The sequence below is a fragment of the Aneurinibacillus sp. Ricciae_BoGa-3 genome (genome assembly GCF_028421645.1).
Taxonomy (GTDB): Bacteria; Bacillota; Bacilli; order Aneurinibacillales; family Aneurinibacillaceae; genus Aneurinibacillus_B.
Map to the genome: position 1 here is coordinate 500,031 of NZ_CP116887.1, position 21,117 is coordinate 521,147.

23 protein-coding genes are annotated in these 21,117 nt (G+C 46.8%); 13 read left to right on the forward strand and 10 right to left on the reverse strand.

The features are described 5' to 3' along the window. The first annotated feature begins 39 nt into the window (after positions 1-39). The 9 genes from PP175_RS02655 (at position 40) to PP175_RS02695 (ending at position 7,127) form a co-directional block, all read left to right on the forward strand. Positions 40-1,005 (forward strand): metallophosphoesterase family protein, encoded by a 966-nt coding sequence (locus tag PP175_RS02655; RefSeq protein ID WP_272441328.1) that lies wholly within the window; start codon positions 40-42, stop codon positions 1,003-1,005. 109 nt (positions 1,006-1,114) lie between these two features. Then, complete coding sequence (locus PP175_RS02660; RefSeq protein WP_272441329.1) at positions 1,115-1,450, forward strand: ASCH domain-containing protein; 336 nt, start codon at positions 1,115-1,117, stop codon at positions 1,448-1,450. 19 nt (positions 1,451-1,469) lie between these two features. Continuing rightward, on the forward strand, positions 1,470-1,901 hold the full coding sequence (locus PP175_RS02665; RefSeq protein WP_272441330.1) for a universal stress protein: 432 nt from the start codon (positions 1,470-1,472) through the stop codon (positions 1,899-1,901). A gap of 19 nt (positions 1,902-1,920) precedes the next feature. Next, a complete protein-coding gene (locus PP175_RS02670) occupies positions 1,921-2,715 on the forward strand; it encodes an enoyl-CoA hydratase/isomerase family protein (protein ID WP_272441331.1) in 795 nt (264 codons plus the stop codon). A gap of 495 nt (positions 2,716-3,210) precedes the next feature. Continuing rightward, complete coding sequence (locus PP175_RS02675; protein WP_272441332.1) at positions 3,211-3,777, forward strand: ribonuclease H-like YkuK family protein; 567 nt, start codon at positions 3,211-3,213, stop codon at positions 3,775-3,777. A 181-nt stretch (positions 3,778-3,958) separates the two neighbouring features. Continuing rightward, positions 3,959-4,216, forward strand: coding sequence for a GlsB/YeaQ/YmgE family stress response membrane protein (locus PP175_RS02680; protein WP_272441333.1), 258 nt, complete (start codon positions 3,959-3,961; stop codon positions 4,214-4,216). A 199-nt stretch (positions 4,217-4,415) separates the two neighbouring features. Beyond that, positions 4,416-5,897, forward strand: coding sequence for an MDR family MFS transporter (locus PP175_RS02685; RefSeq protein WP_272441334.1), 1,482 nt, complete (start codon positions 4,416-4,418; stop codon positions 5,895-5,897). A gap of 92 nt (positions 5,898-5,989) precedes the next feature. Next, positions 5,990-6,427: a rubrerythrin family protein gene (locus PP175_RS02690; protein WP_272441335.1), complete on the forward strand. Its 438-nt coding sequence runs from the start codon at positions 5,990-5,992 to the stop codon at positions 6,425-6,427. 115 nt (positions 6,428-6,542) lie between these two features. Beyond that, the gene (locus PP175_RS02695; RefSeq protein ID WP_272441336.1) at positions 6,543-7,127 is read left to right on the forward strand and encodes a DUF3501 family protein; all 585 of its coding nucleotides are present in this window, start codon (positions 6,543-6,545) and stop codon (positions 7,125-7,127) included. 70 nt (positions 7,128-7,197) lie between these two features. Here the strand turns inward: PP175_RS02695 and PP175_RS02700 are convergent, their stop codons facing one another. The 3 genes from PP175_RS02700 to PP175_RS02710 all read right to left on the reverse strand — a co-directional run bounded on the left by PP175_RS02700 (position 7,198) and on the right by PP175_RS02710 (position 9,519). Then, positions 7,198-7,476 carry a hypothetical protein gene (locus PP175_RS02700; RefSeq protein WP_272441337.1) on the reverse strand — a complete coding sequence of 93 codons (279 nt, stop codon included), beginning with the start codon at positions 7,474-7,476 and terminating at the stop codon, positions 7,198-7,200. Between the two features lie 35 nt (positions 7,477-7,511). Beyond that, a complete protein-coding gene (locus PP175_RS02705; RefSeq protein ID WP_272441338.1) occupies positions 7,512-8,729 on the reverse strand; it encodes an MFS transporter in 1,218 nt (405 codons plus the stop codon). 175 nt (positions 8,730-8,904) lie between these two features. Beyond that, positions 8,905-9,519 carry a 3D domain-containing protein gene (locus PP175_RS02710; RefSeq protein WP_272441339.1) on the reverse strand — a complete coding sequence of 205 codons (615 nt, stop codon included), beginning with the start codon at positions 9,517-9,519 and terminating at the stop codon, positions 8,905-8,907. 362 nt (positions 9,520-9,881) lie between these two features. Here PP175_RS02710 and PP175_RS02715 point away from each other — a divergent pair, with 362 nt between their 5' ends. Further along, on the forward strand, positions 9,882-10,367 hold the full coding sequence (locus PP175_RS02715; RefSeq protein WP_272441340.1) for a DinB family protein: 486 nt from the start codon (positions 9,882-9,884) through the stop codon (positions 10,365-10,367). Between the two features lie 47 nt (positions 10,368-10,414). On the opposite strand, the gene PP175_RS02720 is transcribed toward PP175_RS02715, so the two are convergent. Continuing rightward, positions 10,415-11,035, reverse strand: coding sequence for an S-layer homology domain-containing protein (locus PP175_RS02720; RefSeq protein WP_272441341.1), 621 nt, complete (start codon positions 11,033-11,035; stop codon positions 10,415-10,417). A 161-nt stretch (positions 11,036-11,196) separates the two neighbouring features. Next, positions 11,197-12,066, reverse strand: coding sequence for a LysR family transcriptional regulator (locus PP175_RS02725; RefSeq protein ID WP_272441342.1), 870 nt, complete (start codon positions 12,064-12,066; stop codon positions 11,197-11,199). A gap of 128 nt (positions 12,067-12,194) precedes the next feature. Between PP175_RS02725 and PP175_RS02730 the strand changes: the two genes are divergently transcribed. The 3 genes from PP175_RS02730 to clpB all read left to right on the forward strand — a co-directional run bounded on the left by PP175_RS02730 (position 12,195) and on the right by clpB (position 16,757). Next, positions 12,195-13,118 (forward strand): DMT family transporter, encoded by a 924-nt coding sequence (locus PP175_RS02730; protein ID WP_272441343.1) that lies wholly within the window; start codon positions 12,195-12,197, stop codon positions 13,116-13,118. A 99-nt stretch (positions 13,119-13,217) separates the two neighbouring features. Continuing rightward, positions 13,218-14,069 carry a polysaccharide deacetylase family protein gene (locus tag PP175_RS02735; protein ID WP_272441344.1) on the forward strand — a complete coding sequence of 284 codons (852 nt, stop codon included), beginning with the start codon at positions 13,218-13,220 and terminating at the stop codon, positions 14,067-14,069. Between the two features lie 72 nt (positions 14,070-14,141). After that, positions 14,142-16,757, forward strand: a complete 2,616-nt coding sequence (clpB, locus tag PP175_RS02740) for an ATP-dependent chaperone ClpB (RefSeq protein WP_272441345.1) — start codon at positions 14,142-14,144, stop codon at positions 16,755-16,757. Positions 16,758-16,805: 48 nt separating this feature from the next. On the opposite strand, the gene PP175_RS02745 is transcribed toward clpB, so the two are convergent. The 5 genes from PP175_RS02745 to spoVAD all read right to left on the reverse strand — a co-directional run bounded on the left by PP175_RS02745 (position 16,806) and on the right by spoVAD (position 21,115). Then, entirely contained in the window at positions 16,806-17,654 is an 849-nt protein-coding gene (locus tag PP175_RS02745; protein ID WP_272441346.1) for a DUF421 domain-containing protein, read from the reverse strand. A 55-nt stretch (positions 17,655-17,709) separates the two neighbouring features. Further along, positions 17,710-17,916, reverse strand: a complete 207-nt coding sequence (locus PP175_RS02750) for a DUF1657 domain-containing protein (protein ID WP_272441347.1) — start codon at positions 17,914-17,916, stop codon at positions 17,710-17,712. A gap of 151 nt (positions 17,917-18,067) precedes the next feature. Beyond that, positions 18,068-19,576, reverse strand: coding sequence for a phospholipase D-like domain-containing protein (locus PP175_RS02755; protein ID WP_272441348.1), 1,509 nt, complete (start codon positions 19,574-19,576; stop codon positions 18,068-18,070). Positions 19,577-19,747: 171 nt separating this feature from the next. Continuing rightward, positions 19,748-20,098, reverse strand: a complete 351-nt coding sequence (spoVAE, locus tag PP175_RS02760) for a stage V sporulation protein AE (RefSeq protein WP_272441349.1) — start codon at positions 20,096-20,098, stop codon at positions 19,748-19,750. A gap of 3 nt (positions 20,099-20,101) precedes the next feature. Further along, positions 20,102-21,115 (reverse strand): stage V sporulation protein AD, encoded by a 1,014-nt coding sequence (gene spoVAD / locus PP175_RS02765; protein WP_272441350.1) that lies wholly within the window; start codon positions 21,113-21,115, stop codon positions 20,102-20,104. Between the last annotated feature and the right edge of the window lie 2 nt (positions 21,116-21,117).

Below are 21,117 nucleotides of genomic sequence, written 5' to 3' on the forward strand. Positions count from 1 at the left end.
ACAAATGCTAACATTTTAAGCATCATGGAGGTGGTTGGCTTGAAAAAGATAAAAGTTGGCATCATAAGTTTACTTCTCACAGCAACCAGCCTAATCCCCACAGCAGCTGCTGCGAACGACCCAGGAATTCGCTTTTCCGTTATCAGTGATATACATATCCAGACTCATGATACAACTTCGCAACAAAAATTAAAAGGCGCTCTGCAGGATATAAAACGGCTCGACCCGAAGCAGGACGCACTCATCGTCAATGGTGATCTCACAGAAGGAATGCCTGCTGATTATGCGCTACTCGCAAACATAATGAGCAAAAATCCACGCCCTGCTCATGTTTTTTATACCATCGGCAATCATGAATTCCACAAAGCCTGGTTCGATAAAGCCGGGCAGAGAAAGGATGCCACTTTTCCGAATGGGGAAACGGAAAAAGCTTCTATTCAGCAATTTCTGGCATTCGCCCACCAAAAAAAGGTTTACTACGATGAATGGATCCGAGGCTATCATTTTATCTTTCTGGGTTCCGAGAAGTACCGGCAGTCCGATCCGAAATACGGGGAAGATGCTTATTTATCTAATGCACAGCTCGACTGGCTGCGCGCTCGGTTCAATGAAGGAACTGGCGACAAACCTGTCTTTGTTTTTCTCCACCAGCCACTCTCCAATACGGTGTCCGGCACAAATGGGTATGGCAACGATCGCGCGATCATCCAGCACCAGGAGTTAAAAAGTATTCTTGAAAAACACCCGGAGGTCGTTTTCTTCACCGGGCATACGCACTGGGAACTGGGTTTGCCAAAAACACTTGTTCAGGATTCGTTCACAATGGTGAACGAATCTTCCGTATGGGAACCATGGACTGCGAATAATAAGCCGGCACCCGGCAAAAGAAGTGAGGGTCTTTATATTGAAGTTTTTGGCGATCGGATTTTAATTAACGGACGGGATTATATAAACCATAAATGGATTCAAGACGCAGCGTATACCATTCCTGTGTACCATGGATAACCGCGCGCTAGTGATAAATGTTGAAAATCACGTTAAAAAGAGGATACTATATTCTTGAAGACGCTTTTAGCACTTTTTGGATAGAAAACAGGGTACAGGAGGAATTCAGATGAACGGGGATTTCCCGCCGAAAGAAAAATCGATTGATCAGCTGGTGACCAACAAACAGGATGTAACCCTGGTGCTGGCGGGCAGTAAAACAGCGAACCGCAGAAACGGCCGATATGCCGACCCTGGAGAGATTATGGAACTTGGCGGACGTAAATTTAAGGTGACGAACGTGTACCGCCAAAACATTGGCGATTTAACCGATGCCGATGCGCAAAAAGAGGGATATAAAGACGTTGAAACGTACAAAAATTACATCCTTTCCATGCATCCTGGCATGCCATGGTTGCCGCAAATGCCCATGTGGGTCCATGAGTTTGAGGAAATAAAAGAGTAAAAGATTGGAGTGCAGGCAGATGGCAAGAGATATATTAGTACCTACAGACGGCTCGGCGCATGCCGATCATGCGTTGATAACAGCAATTGGAATGGCACAGGCCTTCAAAGAAAAAATTATCCTACTAAATGTTCAACCTGATTTTACCGCGATTCATACAGAGCGGTTTGTTTCCGACGATGAGATTAAAGAATACGAAGCGGACAAGAGCCAGGAAGAGATTGGGCAGGCGGATAAGATTCTCAAGCAGTCAGGCGTGAATTACACGGTTAAAACAAGGTTCGGCGGTCCGAAGGAAGAAATAATTGAAGAAGCCCGTGATTCCGCTGTCCGCTGTATCGTAATGGGTTCACGCGGGTTGGGCGGGGTGTTAGGCTCCGTTCTGGGAAGCGTAAGCAATGGAGTCGTCCGTGAAGCCCCTTGCCCGGTCATGATTGTGCCAAAGGATTAAGGCAGAAACAGGTGATATTTTGAAAGTAGAGAGCGTAGGATTTGGTGATGGAGCCCGTATTGTATGGCAGGAAACAGCGGGCCTTTCCATTGTCACCATCAAGAGGGAGAGAGTAAAGAATGCGATGACGCCGGAGATGTGGCGTGCGCTTGCTGATATCGGACGCAAGATTGAAGATAACAAAAAAATTAAAGTCGTTATCCTGCGCGGGGAAGGCGGACAGTTCACAGTGGGTTCCGATATTAAGGCCTTCCATCAGATGTCCATCCAGGATGCGGATGCAGCTTTCGGTTACATGGAGGAGGCCATCACAACGTTTGAGTATCTCCGTATTCCTACGATTGCGGTGATTACAGGCCCTGCCCTTGGAGCGGGACTGGAGCTTGCCCTGTCCTGTGATTTGCGGGTAGGCACCCCACAGGCGGCGCTAGGTATTCCGATTGCCCGTCTTGGCATCACGATCAGTCAGCGTTTTGCCCAGCGTCTTGTCAATTTAATCGGGCCCAGCCGGACTAAGGATCTTCTCTTTACGGGTCGATTTTTTAAAGGCCGGGAAGCTTATGAATTAGGTCTGCTTAATTATGTAGCAGAGGATGAAGAAATAAATGATTTTGTTTTACAGCTTTCTGAATCCATTCAGAAAGGCTCCCCGAATTCCTTGCAAGCTGCCAAAGAATCCGTAGCGAGGTGTGTACCCTTTACTGAAGTGGCGTTTGGACATCGGGGTTTTCCGCAGTATGTGGATCCCATGGATTTTCCTGAGGGCGTTGCAGCCTTTGTGGAAAAGCGGCCCCCCAATTTCCACAAAAAGTAGAAGAAGCTGTCCAGGCTTTAGCCTGGGCAGTTTTTTTTATCGTAGAAAGTATATCTCGCTTTACAGTATTAAAGTTATTTTCTTCTGGGACCGATAGGTCCCTTTCTCTATCTTGATATGGACTTTATGTGGCTTCACAGTTTGAACTGCCTTGAGCGATTTTTTAAATGGGACCTCCGGTCCCAAAATACCTAGAAAAACATCGTGGGGCGCATGTCCGCACCTTTCTTTCCCCTTGTGGAGCGTGTGGAACAGAGGGCGAAAAAGACCGGCAACTGTCTCCATCATTGAGATGCCCAGATGTTTTGCCGGTCCGTCCGTCGTTCCACAAAGCGGCCGTAAAAACTTCTATGAGGGGAAAGGAGAGAGCGGCATGGCCCGCGATGGTTTTCTCAGTGGTAAATGCTTTACAAAGTATTAATATTTGGTTAGCTTTTTCTGCCGCAAAAAGACATACAATAATAGTAACAAGCTGAATCAGGAGGTTGTCTATCGATGAGAAGCGCACTATCCTGTCCTGAGCAGAGTTTCTTTTATAATACCAGTGAGCAGTTAAACAATTTTGCACAAGTGGTTCAGCGTATTCAACAATTCATGGAGACGGAGCCGCTTGCCCATTACGCTATGGCGATTGGCACGGACTCCCAAGTATATAGCGGCTTTACTAAATTTACTTCCGCGATTTTCGTTCACAGGCTGGGCAAAGGGGCTTGGGGATGTCTCCGGGATTTTATTGTACCGCGGCCGATTAAAAGCCTGCGTGAAAAGATATCGCTGGAAACCTCATTGAGTGAAGAGATTGCATTTCAGTTTACTCCAGAAATCATCAATGCATGCACCGATATTGTACTGCCTTATCTGGATAAGGGTGCTGACTTTACTATGGCTGTCCATTTGGATATTGGCACACGCGGGGCAACAAAAGATTTGATTAAAGAAATGGTGGGAAGAATTCAGGCTATTGGTTTTGAAGCGAAGATTAAGCCCGACTCATACGTTGCATCTACGTACGCAAATCGTTTTACCAAAATAAGATCAGCGAAAATAAAGGCCAGCATGTAAAATGAAAATAAAAATGACGAACCAATGAGCAATCAGGGTATCGCTTACCTTGTCGCTCATTTTTTTGTTTAGCAAAGGATTACGGGTTACTTAATAACTGACAGATGTGTGAAGGCCTAAAAAAGGAGGTATATATATAACATAACAACCCACAATTTATAAATGAAGGAGGATGAAACAGATGGGTTTTCTTTGGTCCTTAATCGTAGGAGGTATTATTGGATGGTTAGCTGGGGCAGTTATGGGAAAAGATGTTCCAGGTGGTATAATTGGTAATATTATTGCAGGTTTTATCGGAGCATGGATTGGTTCCGCGCTCCTAGGCAACTGGGGTCCCGTTGTTGGCGGTTTTGCCGTCGTTCCGGCCATCATAGGTGCGGTGGTTCTGGTAGCCATTGTGAGTCTGCTTATGCGTGGCATGACCCGCCGAACGTATTAGGCATCCGCAGGTTTTACAACCCATGCATACCTAACACCCTGAAAAGCTGCTGACATTCCATTTGTCAGCAGCTTTTATTTTACATTATCGTTTTCGATAATTGTTTAGTAATGGCTGCCGGATCTGTTTAGAAGTATAACACAATGGGTCAGACTAAAACTAAACCGCAGCAGAAGCAGCAGGAGAAGGAGGGAAAGCGATGAAGAAAAGAACGAATCGAAAAGCCGTCCTTATCTCCATTATGCTGTCTATGTTTATGGCCTCCATTGAAGGCACGATCGTGGCCACAGCTATGCCCAATATTGTTGCTGAACTTGGTGGGTTTTCCCTCTTTAGCTGGGTGTTTTCAGTATTTCTTCTTATGCAGGCAGTCACCATTCCCATATATGGCAAGCTGTCTGATTTATTTGGCAGAAAACCTGTTTTTATTTTAGGGATTACGGTTTTTCTGGTGGGTTCAACGCTATGCGGTTTTGCCAGGACGATGACTGCGCTTATCCTATTCCGCTTAATTCAGGGGTTTGGTGCAGGAGCGGTGCAGCCCATTGCTTCTACTATTGTAGGGGATATGTATACGCTAGAAGAGCGGGCCAAGATCCAGGGCTATTTATCAAGTGTATGGGGAATTTCTTCAATTGTTGGACCGGCCCTTGGAGGAGTGTTTGTACAGTATGTTCATTGGTCCTGGGTTTTCTGGTTGAATATCCCGCTGGGCGTTGCCGCCATTGTCGGTATCTCACTATTCTTGCATGAGGGTATTGAAAAACACAACCCAGGGATTGACTACGCCGGTTCAATTCTGCTCATGGTTTGGGTCAGCTCGCTTATTCTTATTCTCACCCAGGGGGGAACCAGGTTCGCCTGGACATCTGGCCCCATCATCCTGTTAGCTGTTGTGTTTGTCGTGACTATTGCGCTGTTCTGGCTGCGTGAGACAAGGGCGGATGCCCCCGTTATGCCGCTGCGTATTTGGCGCAACCGGCTAATAGCGGTAGCCAATTTTGCCTCGCTTACAACGGGGGCGGTGATGATCGGGGTATCCAGCTTCCTGCCGACCTATGTGCAGGGCGTAATGGGGTACTCTCCCATTGTTGCCGGGTTTACTCTTTCTGCCATGTCATTTGGCTGGCCAGTCGCTTCAGCGATAGGCGGGAGACTTATGATGAAAATCGGTTTCCGAAAAAATGCGCTGATTGGCGGATGTTCGCTTGTCGCAGGCGCCGCTATTCTACTAAGCATCCACCCGCAGCAAAGCTTGTATATAACAGGAGCAGGTGCCTTGTTAATCGGTGTAGGCATGGGGTTTGCTTCCACTACATTTATCGTTTCAATCCAAAGCAGTGTAGACTGGGAAACACGCGGGGCGGCTACGGCAGGGAACATGTTTATGCGCATTCTTGGAAATACAATCGGTGCCGCCTTATTCGGTGGACTCCTCAACAATCGCCTGCAAAATGAATTGAGCTTGCACGGCCTGCATATCCCGCTTGATCAAATAACGGGCGGCCTGCTGCATACTGGCAAGAACGCAATGCTGCCAGCCACCCTGCATGTGATCCAGCAAGCGCTTCATGGTTCTCTGCATGCTGTATATTTCGGCGTGCTCATCCTGGCCGTCGCAAGTCTGGCCATTATATTCTTTCTTCCGCAGTTGCGTACAAAAACAGCTTTCTCACGATGATTTTTTTTGTATCCCCCTTGATTATTTTCCATAACTTATCTATAATTAAATCATATTTATAATAGTTATAAATAAGAAAGGGAGAGATAATAATGAGCAAACAACTGCAAAATACGCAAACACTTCAAAACCTAAAAGCGGCATTTGCCGGTGAATCCCAGGCTAACCGCCGTTACCTTTATTTCGCTAAACAAGCGGATACTGAAGGCCAATCTGATATTGCGAATGCATTCCGCCGCATTGGTGATGGCGAAACTGCACATGCCAATGGACACTTTGATATGCTTCTTCGTTTCGGGGCAGGAGACCCTGTAACGGATCTTCCGGTTGGTACGACTGAGAACAACCTCAAATCCGCTATTGCAGGTGAAGAGTATGAGTTCTCCGAAATGTATCCTGGATTTGCAAAGTCAGCTCGCGAAGAAGGCTTCAACGAAATCGCTGAATGGTTTGAAGTTATGGCGAAGTCTGAGAAAGCGCATGCCAATACATTTAAGAAAATCCTTGCTAAACTTGGCGAAGAAGAATAAGTAGCACATACAGGAAAGGGTGGGGAAGTCTCCGCCCTTTCTTCAGTATTTCGGCCTGCAGGCATTTGGGCCTCTGGCCGCTTAATTAATACAAGTGTAAAAGGTGGTAAAATCGATGAAAAAAATAGCAAGAAATGAACTGCTGCCCTATAAAGAATATGTACAGGTGCATGAAAAATTTCTTCAGCGTGTGATCGCCGAGAAGAAGATCCGCCGTTTTACATTAAATGAGCGGATGTCCGGATTATTTGAGACGCGGCTGACGGTGTGGTATCAAATTCAGGAAATGATCAGAGCGGAAGAGATTGAACGGGAAGAATACCTGGAGGATATGCTGTCCGTTTATAATGACTTGCTCCCGGATGATAATGAATTGAGCCTGACGCTCTTCATTGAAATTCCAAATCAGGAACAGCTGCGCGCTTTCAATAAAACCATTATTGGAATCGAGAACAGCGTAGAATTGCGTTTTGGGGACACGGTTATCACTTCCTATGAGCCTGACAGTGAAGAAGAAGCGGATGAGAATTACACGCAATCCGTTCACTACCTGCGGCTGCCTTTTACAGCAGAACAGCTTTCTTCATTCAAAGCATATGAAGGCGATGTAATCGCAACGGTTAACCATGCAAATTACCAATCGACCACAACTTTGTCACCTGAGCTGGTCGCTTCACTGAAAAAAGAGCTCGAGTCATGAATTGTGCAACGAAATAAGCCCGCTTCATCCTGCCATTGGAGAAGGGGGCTTATTTTCCGTGATGTCTTTCTTATACGACGCCTCCGGCCTTTCTGACGATGTTGATGGCCTCATGATAAAGCGAGTCCTCTACGGATGCTGTCAGCAGAATATCCCGGCCGTTCACAACATCAATGGTTCCGTCCACTGTTTCGGAGGGCAGCACATCCTCAAGCACCATAGTACCGTTTTTATGCTCCTTGATGCGGTCGATTTTAATGGATATTACCCCACGTTCCGCCAGCTTGTGGGCAGCCCGCTCAGCGGCATCATGGTTGTCAAAGTATACAAACAAGAATTTATCACTCATGTTCTTTCCCTCCCGCACAGAACTTGGAAGTGCGTTTATATTTTGGCACGTTTTCGCGTTTTATATCCCTCTTGACCGTAAATTCTGCCCATTGTATAAACAGACAGGAGCATGACTGCATTAACAGCCAGCAGAATATACGGAAAGATGGCCGGTTCATCATTTAGGGCGACAACGCCAATAAACGCACTGACACTCAGAATGCGTCCGGCATTTAAGAAGGTTTCCCTGAACACGATGTACTCGACCCTATGTTCAACCCTGGCGGGATCTGATCCGATCAGATCGAAGGTAGTGGAAACAATGGGAATATTGAACAACGGGAAAAAAACAGAACTGAGAATCCCGTATACAATAAGGGTGCCAAAATTGAGTCCGATAAACAATGGAAGTACAGCGATAGAGGACATCACAATACCAATTAGAATGGACCGCTGTCGCATATGCGGCTTCATCCATTTTCCTGCAAGGTAGAATGCCACAAGTGAAGTGCCTGAAGTAGCCAAAACATAAATTCCCAGAGAGAATTCCTTTGCCGACACGACATACACAAGCAAATTGATAAGAAAAAGCAAAACACCTTCCCGCAGCCCTAAGAAGAAATGAGTGAGCATGGAATAATACCAATCTGTCTCCTGTATGGTATCCTGCCACACTTTGCGCATCGTAAATTGCCCCCTGGACTGCCTGCTGTGAATGAAGAAACTTAGAAGGACGGCGGCTGCAAAGATGGTTAGCGAAAGTGAAAAGATGAGCGTATAACCATTAATCACATTGCTCAACAGCCAACCGGCAAAGAAGGGAGCCGCCATTCCAGCTGTTGAATTGAGAAGCCCGTTCGTCCCATTGAATAAATCACGATTCTCTCTGTTCGTTATTTCAAAGTACATAACGTTATATCCGAGCCAGTAAAAGCCGGATCCAACGCCAAGCAGGGCCCCTAACCCGTACATGAATTCATGGGCTCGCTCTCCAAGCAGAAGAACGATGGAAAAGAACAGGCCGGCGATGACAATGCCAGTTCGAATGCTGTAAACCCTGTCTAAGCGTTTTGCGATATAGCCTGCGACCCAGAAGGTAAGCGGGATCGCTACGAAACTTAGCAGGTTATACAGGCTAATGGCTATATAATCTTTTTTCATTTTCCAGAAATACACATTCACAAATGTATTCGATAAGGCCATTGACGTTATATAAAGCGTATGCATAGCCAGCAGAAGCTTGGCCTGTCGGTCGAGCATTCCCTGTTTCACAAAAAAACTCCCTTTTGCGTTTTACCATTCTGAGAAAAAATCACTTTTTGTAGCCTTCCCCAGGGGCGTCTTTTTATTGCTGAAAAATTGTTGAAAAGAACCCGGACAGCTCCTTTGGGCAGTCCGGGTTCTTTCGTACTTGGCTGCAATATATGTTAATCAGCAGACCGGCTGGCTAGTCCACTTTTCCGCTGCCCCATTCGGAAATGTAGACTTTTCGGTTCTGCCTTCCCCATTTACTAGCTTCAGTTTTTGAGCCCACAAACAGGTCTATGTTGTTTCCAGAGATTGCTCCTCCACGGTCCTCAACTACGTAAGTACCAGGTAACCCTTCTATTCTGACTTTTGTTCCTAATGGAAGATGTCTGCTTGCTGCAAGGGTTCGTCCCTCTGTGGCTATTCTGCCGCTTGCGGTTCTTCCGCCTGCAGTTCCTTCATCAGCAGATGCGGTATAGGCTGAAATATTCGCTACAAATGAATACATGCTGGTTTTTTTTGATGATGCCCTTTTTTTTGGACTTGCAGTTTCAGTTGTCGCGGTAACAGTTTGATCCGATTTCAATGTTCTTTGTTTGGGTTTTAGATGCGCAACTGTTTCGCTAATAGCCTTAGATTTTCTTCTTAAATATTTTTGTTTCTCCATAATCAAAAGTTTGTGTTCCAGACTTGCGGGTTCCTCTTTTATTCCGGGTTCTTTCTGAATAAGCGTTGGCTGGTAGTCAGCGCTTAGTTTTTGTGTTCCATCTATAGCCGTCCCCTCCAAAACCGGCTTATCCTTTTTTTCTTTCATCGTATTTCCCTCAGCACAAGCAACAGTGAACAATGAACTTACCAACACAAATGAAATGGCTCCTTTTGTAGCACAACCTCTTAGTATCATCCTATTCTCCCTTCATGATTCATTTTCGTGACCGGTTGTATGATGACTACTGCAGAGGGGCGTTAAATACTAGAATATCGATAGTTATGGTTACATTTTCAGATTGTATGCTCCACATGGAAAATTAATGCTTAGGTTGATAGCAATATGCGGGTTATAGACTGATAGGCATTTGCATTACTTGCTTAATTTTCTGATTATTACTTGATCTTTTTCACTTCAAAAAGTAAGATAGAAAAAATGGCCGATCAGTATCCACCAAGGAGGGACCTATGCTTACTACCATTGGTGATTATGCAGATTTTATAAGTAAAATAAGGAACCGCACCCGCAATTATTTTGCATTAATACCGGATGATCAGTTGGAGTGGTCACCTGTTAAAGGGAAGTTCACGTTTGGGGACCTGGCAAGGCATATTATCATGTCGGAAAAGATGTTTGTTGGCGTGATCTGCGAGGGAAACTGGCACTATTCGGGGCATGAAAGCCGTTTAGCTGGAACCAAGAAGGAGCTGCTTTCCCTGGAGCAGCAAATTCATAAGCAATGCATAGAAAAATTCCTTCGTTTATCCGATGAAGTTTTGACACAAAAAAGAAATACGCTGCAGGGTTATCCTGTCAGCGTATGGCGTGTGTTTCACACTTTGGCCGAGCATGAGATTCATCATCGGGGGGAGTTAACGGTCTATTTGCAGATGATTAACGTGGCGCCCCCGCAAATTTTTGGCATACGGGTTGAAGAAATTCCCACTGCCTAAACATACAAAAACATCGCGGGGCAATGCCAGCGATGTTTTTGTTGTGCTTATTGTGCCGATGTAGCCGGTAGGTTTTTAGCTTTTGTGACCATTACAACGGCTTCCGCGCGCGTAATATAGCGGGCAGGCTTAAAGGTGCGGTCCGTATACCCGGTCATGACCCCGTTCTCAGATAAGGCGGATATGCTGCCGATTGCCCAGGGGTACATCTTGCTCATATCGGTATATTTTTTGGCTCCGTCAATTTTAGCGTTTTTAATCTGCAGCAGACGGGCGATCATCGCAGCTGCTTCCGCGCGGGTAATGGATTTATTTGGTGCGAATGTGTTGTTTGGATACCCTGTTATGTACTCGGCATTTTTTGCGGAAGCTACCTGATGGTAGAACCATTGATAGCTGAAAACGTCACTAAATTTTGCATCCGCATTCTCGTTGTATTTGCTGAATGCTTTGTTTACGAGTGTAACAAATTCCGCCCGGCTGATCTGATTGTTGGGACGGAAAGTGTTATCTTTGTACCCGGTAATCACACCGCTGTTGACCATGTTTGTAATGGCACTTTTGGCCCACGGGATATTAATGTCTTTTAAACCCGCAGCGTATACCGTAGTGGAGAGGCTGCAGGCAACTGCAGCAGTAAGTAATATTTTCCCTAATTTTCCCTTCATAAACATAACCCCTTCCCAGAAATGGATAATCGAAACAGAAACCTTTACCACAGAACAAGAGTATGCAAACAACGAAACTGTAGAACATTTCATTGTTAGAGATTTTTTTTACGAGTAAGAAGCGACTAAGAAGCCTCCGCGCCTTCGTTCGTGGGGGCTTCTTAGTGGTTTAAAAGGTTTCCGCCGGCAAGCAACTCCAGAATATGCGGCTGTGCTTGCGCATGGAAGAAAGCGCTTATCGTGCGGAAGAAAGGATCATGCTTAATTTCTTTTACACACAGCGAAGGATCTTGAATAGAATCAGCTGAAATTTTCGGCAGAATAGAAACCCCATACCCCGCTGACACAAAAGGCAGAATAGATTCATTGAAATCAAGCTCCAAGCTGATCTTAGGCTCAATGCCCAACTCGCTGCAGTGGCGGCGAAACGAAGTACGAATGTCACAGGGGTCTTTATGGAGGATCATGTTATGCTGTGTAAGCATGTCAAAGCTTAAAGAATCCCTAGTAGTAAGCGGGTGGCTAGCTGGCAGAACTGCAGTATAGGGTTCCTTAAATAGGTGAAGTGTTATAAGTTGAGGGTGGCTTTCATAATCCTGAACGAAAGCAGCATCAATCTGTTTTTCCTGCAGCAGTGTTATTAATTCTGCTGTTGTATCCTTAACCATAATTTCTGTAGGGTGTTGAACGCTCTTTTTGTATCCTGGAAGACGGGGCAGATAGTGATTTGCCAGGCTGGGAAGGGCACCGATCCGGAATGGCACCCGTTCGGCGAAACGTTTTATTGCCTCCGCTGTATCCTTAATTTCCGCCAGAATACGTAACGCTTTCTCATACAGCACTTTCCCTGCCTCTGTCGCTTCAATTCCAGAAGGCTTCCTAATAAACAGCCTGCACTCCAGGCCCTCTTCCAGTTTTGCCAGTTGTTTAGTTAGCGCGGATTGGGAGACAAAGAGTTCTTTCGCCGCCTGATTTAAGCTGCCCTTATCGATAGCCACTGTAAAATAACGAAGTTGATTTAGGGTAAACATGTTTTTCCCTCCCTCCCTGAAAAATAGCATTTGGTATAACCAGGAGTCATACCCCTATTCTATAACGATAGTATCGCAACTTTTGACTGTCTGCTAGGATGGAAAGAAAAAACAGGGGGAGAGTTGGCATGATAGTTGGATACATCGTAATGTGCCTCATATTCGGGACGACTTTCTTAACGATAAAAATGGGAATGACAGGCGGGATGCCGCCATTCTTTTTTGCAGGGATTCGTTTTTTCCTTGCTGGAGCGATTATGGTTGTTTATTTCAGGCAGCGGGGCAAACTCAAGGGGCTTACAGCGCAACAACTTAAGGATATTGCGGGTATTGGTTTACTCATGACGACTATTCCATATGCCGCCCTCTATTGGGGAGAACAGTACATTCATTCCGGAATCGCCGCGCTCCTCGTTGCCACAGGTCCGGTTTTTACGCTTATGCTCAGCGTTGGGGCCGGCCAAACCAGGTTTCGTCCGCATATGCTGTCAGGGAGCGCGCTAAGCGTTGTCGGTATCGGCCTCATTGTTGGATTTAGCCATGCGGATGAGGGGGCGTATCACGTTGTCGCGAAGTTGGTGATTGTTGCAGCCGAAATATTTTATGCCTGGGGAGCAGTCAGATCCAAGAAAGTAATGGCAGGGGTTGTGCCATCCGTATTTAATGGGGTCCAGATGCTTTTTGCCAGTATTGGCCTGCTGGTCATGTCTCTTCTTTTTGAGGATACCAGGCATATCGTGTGGACCCGTTTGTCACTGGCAGCCCTGATTTACCTCGCAATCGTTGCCTCCATTGGAGCACTCGGAATTTTTTACTGGCTTATCCAACGGACCAACTCAACGTTTCCTTCCACATGGACATATGCTGCGCCCGTTATCGCCATGATCGTTGGGGCTGTTTTTCTGGGAGAAAAAATTACCTGGACATCGGCCTGTGGAGCAGTATGTGCCCTTGCCGGCATTATTGTGCTCAATCTTTCAACGCTGCGCGAATTGCTGTCCCGTAACCCTCGGCGGCAGCCCAAAGAAACCGCTAGAATGGAAACTTTATAGCCTGCGTTAACCTCCCAAAACGGGAGGTTTTTTTGACCGAAAAACCGGGATGGTTATAATAAATAATAGAGGGATTTCAAACGGGTAAGGAGAAGGGTGATGAAAAAAACTAAAGGGTTTCTCTTGATGCTGCTTATTCTGGCTGGATTGGGTACCTTCCTGTGGAAACAATGGAACCAGGCATTTGAATGGTCAACAGGCGTGATTTATCAAGCAGACTTCGCAATGCGACCTATGACCACGCAGGCTGGAATACCGGTTCTGCTGTACCACCACATCCTGGAGGACCGGGAGAATAAGAAATTTCGCTACAACGAGGAAGTGATAACGCCTGAGCAGTTCCAACAAGAGATGGGGGTTTTGCATAATGAGGGCTTTACAACCGTTACCCTTCGCCAGTTGGAAGGCTACCTGGATAAAAAAATAACACTCCCCGCCAAAAGCGTAGCCATCACGTTTGATGACGGATATTTAAGCAATTATAAATACGCCTACCCTATTTTAAAAAGGTATCATGACCATGCAACTATTTTTGCTATTACAGAAGATGTGCGACAGAAGCCGGAATTATTTAATCCGGACAAATTAAATTACATCAGCTGGCCGGAGATTTCACGCTACCATGACGTGTTTGATGTGGAGGCCCATGCCCATCATTTTCACCGGGTAAGCGGGCTTGGGACCAGTTACCTGTTGTCTAAGCCGCCGGAAGCGGTAAAAAAGGACCTGGCTGTCTGTAAATCTTTAACGCATGCGGCTTACTTCGCGTATCCATACGGTCAGTATAATGATACCACTATCAAAATTGTAAAAGATCTGGGATTCCATATGGCATTTACCATCAACGCCGGAAATGTTTATCCTGGCGCCAATAAATTTGCGCTAAACCGAAACTGTATTTTTCCATATACAACACTGGATGAATTTAAAAATATCATTCGTGGACAATAGGGGTGGGTTATCACCTGAGTTAAAGCTGGCCGGAAGCACCCCAAAGGAATGAAAGGGAAAGGAGCCTTTACAATGGATATGAACCGCCTTACTCAGAAATCACTGGAAGCCGTCCATGAGGCTGAGGGAATAGCGCTGCGTTACGGCAACCCTGAAATTGATCGGGAGCATTTGCTTCTGGCGCTGCTTGAACAACCGGACGGCCTCATTCCCCGGTTGTTAATCCGGATGGACGTTCCGCTTGAGGGAATGATTCGTCAACTGCAAGAAACCACGGGACAAAAACCCCGTGTTTCCGGACCTGGGCGCGAATCGGGCAAGCTTTATGTCAGCCAGCAAGTTGCTGTCATTCTTACAAAAGCAGAAGATGAAGCAAAGGACATGAATGATGAGTACATTTCGGTTGAACATCTTTTTCTTGCCATACTGTCCGAATCGGGCAGTACGACGGTAGGGGAACTTTTGCGTCGGTATGGAATAACACGTGATCGATTTTTAACCGTTCTTAATGAAGTCAGAGGGGGGCAGCGGGTGACAAGCCAGACGCCGGAAACGACCTATGAAGCGTTGGAGAAGTATGGCCACGATCTAATAAAGGAAGCTGAAATGAACAAGCTTGACCCTGTTATCGGACGGGACAGCGAGATTCGGCATGTGATCCGCATTCTTTCTAGGAAAACCAAAAATAATCCAGTGCTTATTGGCGAACCGGGGGTTGGTAAAACCGCTATCGTGGAGGGGTTGGCTCACCGGATCGTGCGCGGGGATGTGCCGGAGGGGCTGCGTGACAAGCGGATTTTTGCACTGGATATGGGTTCGCTTATAGCAGGAGCAAAATTTCGGGGTGAGTTCGAAGAGAGACTTAAAGCCGTCCTACAGGAAGTTAAGAAGAGCGAAGGCAAAATCCTTCTGTTTATAGATGAGATCCATACCATTGTTGGAGCTGGCAAGGCGGAAGGGGCAATGGATGCCGGAAATCTGTTAAAACCCATGCTTGCGCGCGGGGAGCTGCACTGTATCGGAGCGACGACGCTGGATGAGTATCGAAAATACATTGAAAAGGACGCCGCATTAGAACGGCGGTTCCAGACCGTTATGGCGGACGAGCCATGTGTAGAGGATACAATATCCATTCTGCGCGGGCTTCGGGAGCGGTTTGAAGTGTTTCACGGTGTGAAAATTCATGACAGCGCCCTCGTAACGGCAGCCGTTTTATCTCACCGTTACATTACAGACCGGTTCCTGCCGGACAAATCAATCGATCTTGTGGATGAGGCGTGCGCGTTAATCCGTACGGAAATTGACTCGATGCCCGCTGAACTCGATGAAGTATCCCGCAGGGTGATGCAGCTTGAGATTGAAGAGGCGGCCCTGAAAAAGGAAACCGATGAGGCAAGCCAGGATCGTCTGGCTGAGCTGCAAAAAGAACTCGCCGGTTTAAAAGAGACATTTTCCGGGATGATGGCGCAGTGGGAGAACGAAAAAAATGCGCTGCATCATATCAACAAGCTGCGGGAGGAAATGGAACAAATTCACCAGGAAATAGCGAGGGCTGAGCGGGATTATGACTTGAACAGGGCAGCTGAACTGAAGTACGGAAAGCTGCCTGAGCTTGAGAAGAAGCTAACGCAGGAAGAAGAACGTTACAACAGCCGGAAAGGTGAAAATTCTTTGCTTCGTGAGGAAGTGACGGAGGATGAGATAACCCGTATTATCTCCCGCTGGACAGGGATTCCTCTCTCTAAACTTGTGGAAGGTGAAAGGGAGAAGCTGCTAAAGCTGGAGAGCATCCTACACGGGCGTGTTATTGGGCAGGATGAAGCGGTTGAACGTGTGACCGAGGCCATTCTGCGCGCGCGGGCCGGCATAAAAGATCCTCGCCGCCCAATTGGCTCGTTCATATTCCTCGGTCCAACAGGAGTGGGGAAAACAGAGCTGGCGAAAACACTGGCAGAAGTGCTGTTTGATACGGAAGATAACATGGTTAGAATAGATATGAGTGAGTATATGGAGAAGCATACGGTATCACGGCTTATAGGAGCGCCGCCCGGTTATGTCGGGTTTGAAGAAGGCGGCCAGCTAACAGAAGCGGTGCGCAGAAAACCTTACTCCGTGATTTTGTTTGATGAGATTGAAAAAGCCCATTTTGATGTGTTTAACGTTCTGCTTCAGGTGCTGGATGATGGCCGGATAACGGATTCACAGGGCAGGACAGTCGATTTTAAAAACACCATTATTATTATGACCTCGAATATCGGCTCAGCATTTCTGCTCGATGGAGTAGCTGTAAATGGACAAATCAACGAAGAAACCCGCGAGAAAGTAATGAATGAACTCCAAATGAGTTTCAGGCCTGAATTTTTAAATCGGGTGGATGATATTATTCTGTTTAAACCGCTGACGCAAGATGAAATAGGGGAAATCGTGGATCTGCTTATTAAGGATTTAAGGAAGCGTCTGGCTGACCGCAAAATCACCCTCTCCCTAACACAGGGAGCTAAACGCCATATGGCCGCTGAAGGGTATGATCCGGTATATGGCGCAAGGCCGCTCCGGCGTTTCTTGCAGCGCCATGTTGAAACGCTACTGGCCCGTTCTCTTATCGCCGGAGATATCCCAAATGGCTCGCATGTAGCGATTGATTATCGGGATGGCAAGTTGGTTGCGGTACCTGGCATAAAAGCATAATCCATATTTGAAATAAAAAACGGTGCGGCATGTGCAATGCCCACCGTTTTATTTTAAATATGGAGTCACGCGCTCCAGCGTTTGCGCAAGTTTGTCCGCTGCGTCTGTGTACATTTGCTTTGCGCTCTCTGACTTGCTGGCTAAGGCGAATAGCTCGATATCTGCCTGGCACTTTTTAAGGGTGGCAAGGGTAAGCTTCTTTACGGAGGGGGCAGGAACTTTAATCTTATCATCGTATACATCCACATACAGCTGGCCGAATGTGTCCACCTGGCCCAGATAGATATTATCCAAACTCAAGCCGGTTTTTTCTAATTCAGTATGAAGCCATTTCTGATTAAAACCAGCAGTCGCAAGACCCTCATCCATAATCTTGCCGTCCATGATGACGGTTTGCGCCTCCCGCTCAGGCGGCACAACAAGGCCAAGGTCGGAAACAGTTGCAGGCATGGCGTCTTTCTTGAGAAGAACGCTCAAATCACCATTTGTCTCCAGCACGGCAAATTCAACGTCCGCTACTTTAAAAGCGTTTTTCAGGCGCAGTTGTTCTAATAATTCATCGGTTGAGTAATGTTCTTTCTTCAGGTTATCTTCCATTATCTTTCCATTTTTAATGAGGACCCTTCCTTTTCCTTCGAACAGGTTGCGTGCCCATTTGCTTTTTAAGGAAACAAATTCAATCAATAGTGGAACCAATCCCCAGATTGCCAGGCTGGTATAGCCATGAACAAGATCGGATTCTATGTCCGTAGACACAAACGCGGCGATATCACCGATCGTAATGCCCACTACATATTCGAAAAAGGTTAGCTGGGCAAGTTGTTTTTTTCCACCGATACGTGTGATCACAAAAAGAACGATGAGTGCACATGTTGCACGGATTGCCATTTGCAGCATAAGTTCACCTCATTAATAAGAAGCAAGGTGAGCAAAAGCTCACCTCACCGTGTTGTTAGAAGCCTTTGTATTGTGGCTCCTCGTTTTCCAATTGCTGAACGCGGGATTCCAGGCCCTGGATAATGCCTTTGGTGTTTTGCGCGCTTTGCGTAAAAAGTTGCTTTGCCTGCTGGTTTTGCGTGCTGAGCGCAAAAGTTTCCAGGCTGGCCTGGGCGCTTTTTAAGCTGGCAAGACATTGCTTAACTTGAGCGGATACTGTCATGGTTGTCACCTCCCCAAGAAGTAGTATGCGCTCAAGCCCTCGGTTTAAACACAATTGATTCTAAAAAAACGCGGTTTACAGCCTGCTGAATTCTGGCATGGTAAACAGATATATACCAGTAATAATGCAGTAAAAACCGCATGCAGGGGGGCTACAACAACGGTGAAAGCAGGCGAGCCCCTTGATCGACAATGCGCTGTGAAAGGGGACGATGCCGTATATCTTCCATAGTCAACGGTATGGAATCAGTGAGATCACACTCGAATTGCTCCGTTAATTCCCGTGCTACATCGGCACTGTATACGATTTCACACACCTCATAATTTAGGCGATGACTTCTCAGATCATAGTTTGCGGAGCCCACTTCGGAAATCTCCCCATCGATAACCATTATCTTCGCGTGCAACATACCTTTGGTGTACATGTAGATATGGACCCCGGCTTCTACTAGTTCTCCATAGTAGGTGCGGCTTGCAGCGCCTACGATCAGAGTTGAGAGATCGACTTGGCGTGGAACCAACAATCTAACACGGACACCGCGTCCCACGGCTGTTTTTAACGCCATAATGATATCTGCATCAGGTACAAAGTAGGGAGTGGTGAAGTCAATGCTCTTGGTCGCTTGTGTCAGGCAAATGAAGTAAGCCTCCCGGATGATTGGAGTGGGAATTCCAGGATTACCTTCCAATGTCTGTACATATACTTTGTGCAATTCCGATTTGGCGGGAACAGTGTCAACGCTGGTACCATCCACGGTGCCCAACTCCGCCCCCCATTCTGATGACCATCCGGAAAAAGCAGCCCTTCCGACTGGAGTGATTTTGTCTGATCGCATATCTTTAGCTCTTGTATTCCGGCGAGTCCTCGTCTTTATTCGTTCCGGCGAAGCGATGTTCCAATGAACCTGGAAGATGGCAAGCAAATCGCGAGCAACCTCACTTTCGATTCGCAAATGGGTGTCGCGCCAGAACCCTACGTTCGGCTTCAATCCGGTATACTCAAACCCAATGTTGATACCACCCGTAAAAGCCTCCTTTCCGTCGATTACAACGATCTTACAATGATCCCGGTAATTCCAATTGGACAATAACCAAGGGAAGCGCGGAGGGAAAAACGTTCGGCATTCAATCCCTGCATCCATCATCCGTAAGATCTGAGAACGTGGGAATTTTCGGCTCCCCCAACCGTCTCTTATAAAGCGGATCTGCACACCGGCCGCGGCACGTTCGATTAGCATGTCTGTGATGCGTCTACCAATTTGGTCATCACGGTATATGAAATATTCCAGTTCAATCGTTCTTTGTGCGTTCTTTATCGATTCGATGAGTTGATCATAGGTTTCAATGCCGTTGGTAAGTACCTGGACTCGACTGGTCCGAAGTCCATGTACGGTCAAAAACCGTAAAGCATGAGCGATGACCGAGGATGAGTGGCTAAATGAATCAGGCAACGCGTACTGCTGATTATGGGGAGATGTCAGTCTTTCTCGACGAATACGCGCGGGATTCGTTGTGCTGAGATAGAGTATGAAACCAAAGATGGGCAAAATGAGGCCTATCGCTAGCCAATTCAAGGCCTTGGCCGGCCTGCGTACCTCACGGATCGCAACGATTAGCATAAAAAACGTATTTAATAGGTATAACCATAGAATCCATATCAACTAAGATCCCTCCTTTGTTCATGCATAACATGTGCAAATTGCGACGCACTTATACGCTTGGAATCTTACCGCAAATGAAGCAAGGTGAGCAAAAGCTCACCTCACCGGGCTGGTTAGAAGCCTTTGTATTAGGGCTCCTCGTTTTCTAATTGCTTAACGCGGGATTTAAGGTTAAGCTCTTGCCTTAAACACAAGCGACGCTAAAAAGCCGAAGATGATGGCGGCAGAAATTCCAGCGCTTGTAACTTCAAAAATACCGGTAATGATCCCGATTAATCCATGTGTATCCATCTCATAAAAAGCGCCATGCACAAGAGCATTTCCAAAACTTGTAATCGGAATCGTGGCACCCGCACCTGCAAACTTTATGAGCGGCTCATAAAGCCCAAGCCCATCAAGAACAGCACCAGCAACAACGAGTATGGCCATGGTGTGTGCGGGCGTTAACTTGCCTACGTCCATCATGAGCTGTCCAATCACGCAAATAAGGCCACCGATGATAAATGCCCACAAATAGATCATCGCTTACACCCCCTCTTCGGATTCGATGGATACTGCATGGGCTATACATGGAATGCTTTCCTTCTGCTGGTAGCTAAGCGGAGAGAGGAGCGCACCTGTAGCGATCACAAGAATGCGTTTGAGTTCGCCTTTTCGTACACGGTTGAGTAGATGGCCGTATGTAACCGTTGCACAGCACGCGCATCCGCTCCCACCTGCGAAAACTTGCTGATCCTTGTTATAAATGAGAAGACCACAGTCGGTGAGAATTTCCTCGGGAACATTGAAACCGTGCTTTTTCAGAAGATCGCGGGCAATCGGGTGGCCCACTGAACCTAAATCTCCCGTGGCGATTAGATCATAATAGTGCGGCTCGCGGTTTAAATCACGCAAATGGGCTTCAATTGTATCTACCGCTGCGGGCGCCATTGCACCACCCATATTTAACGGGTCTTTAATTCCCATATCGATAACACGGCCAATGGTTGCAGACTCAATGCGCGGCCCCAATCCCCGCTGGCTTACAACGGCCGCACCTGCTCCGGTGACTGTCCACTGGGAAGTGGGCGGTTTCTGCGCGCCATATTCATTCGGATAGCGGAATTGTTTCTCTGCTGTTGAATTATGGCTCGCTGTAGCCGCAAGCACATGGTTGGCGGCCTGGCTGTCGACGAGCTGGGCTGCCAGGGCGAGCCCCTGCATGGACGTCGAACATGCACCGAAAATCCCCAGGAAAGGCATTCCGAGTGTCCGCGCAGCAAAGCTGCTGGAGATAATCTGATTCATGAGATCGCCAGCAAAAAGAAATTCGATGTCTTCTTTGCGCAGATGTGCTTTTTCAATGGCTTTGTCACAGGCCTCTTCCAGCAGAACCTTTTCTGCCTTTTCAAAGCTGTCCTGCGCAAGCCATGTATCACCGTGAAGTAGATCAAAGTCGTCTGCCAGCCGGCCCTTCGCTTCTGTAGGCCCTCCAATCGCTGAAGACGCCACAATGACCGGTCTGTTTTTAAACACCCATGTCTGATGACCCTGCAGCATAT

Coding starts and splice junctions, on each gene's coding strand:
- PP175_RS02660 (WP_272441329.1), top strand. CDS start 1,115: ATGAACGGGGATTTCCCGCCGAAAGAAAAATCGATTGATCAGCTGGTG.
- PP175_RS02665 (WP_272441330.1), top strand. CDS start 1,470: ATGGCAAGAGATATATTAGTACCTACAGACGGCTCGGCGCATGCCGAT.
- PP175_RS02675 (WP_272441332.1), top strand. CDS start 3,211: ATGAGAAGCGCACTATCCTGTCCTGAGCAGAGTTTCTTTTATAATACC.
- PP175_RS02680 (WP_272441333.1), top strand. CDS start 3,959: ATGGGTTTTCTTTGGTCCTTAATCGTAGGAGGTATTATTGGATGGTTA.
- PP175_RS02685 (WP_272441334.1), top strand. CDS start 4,416: ATGAAGAAAAGAACGAATCGAAAAGCCGTCCTTATCTCCATTATGCTG.
- PP175_RS02690 (WP_272441335.1), top strand. CDS start 5,990: ATGAGCAAACAACTGCAAAATACGCAAACACTTCAAAACCTAAAAGCG.
- PP175_RS02695 (WP_272441336.1), top strand. CDS start 6,543: ATGAAAAAAATAGCAAGAAATGAACTGCTGCCCTATAAAGAATATGTA.
- PP175_RS02700 (WP_272441337.1), bottom strand. CDS start 7,476: ATGAGTGATAAATTCTTGTTTGTATACTTTGACAACCATGATGCCGCT.
- PP175_RS02710 (WP_272441339.1), bottom strand. CDS start 9,519: ATGAAAGAAAAAAAGGATAAGCCGGTTTTGGAGGGGACGGCTATAGAT.
- PP175_RS02715 (WP_272441340.1), top strand. CDS start 9,882: ATGCTTACTACCATTGGTGATTATGCAGATTTTATAAGTAAAATAAGG.
- PP175_RS02720 (WP_272441341.1), bottom strand. CDS start 11,035: ATGAAGGGAAAATTAGGGAAAATATTACTTACTGCTGCAGTTGCCTGC.
- PP175_RS02725 (WP_272441342.1), bottom strand. CDS start 12,066: ATGTTTACCCTAAATCAACTTCGTTATTTTACAGTGGCTATCGATAAG.
- PP175_RS02730 (WP_272441343.1), top strand. CDS start 12,195: ATGATAGTTGGATACATCGTAATGTGCCTCATATTCGGGACGACTTTC.
- PP175_RS02735 (WP_272441344.1), top strand. CDS start 13,218: ATGAAAAAAACTAAAGGGTTTCTCTTGATGCTGCTTATTCTGGCTGGA.
- clpB (WP_272441345.1), top strand. CDS start 14,142: ATGGATATGAACCGCCTTACTCAGAAATCACTGGAAGCCGTCCATGAG.
- PP175_RS02745 (WP_272441346.1), bottom strand. CDS start 17,654: ATGCTGCAAATGGCAATCCGTGCAACATGTGCACTCATCGTTCTTTTT.
- PP175_RS02750 (WP_272441347.1), bottom strand. CDS start 17,916: ATGACAGTATCCGCTCAAGTTAAGCAATGTCTTGCCAGCTTAAAAAGC.
- spoVAE (WP_272441349.1), bottom strand. CDS start 20,098: ATGATCTATTTGTGGGCATTTATCATCGGTGGCCTTATTTGCGTGATT.
- spoVAD (WP_272441350.1), bottom strand. CDS start 21,115: ATGCTGCAGGGTCATCAGACATGGGTGTTTAAAAACAGACCGGTCATT.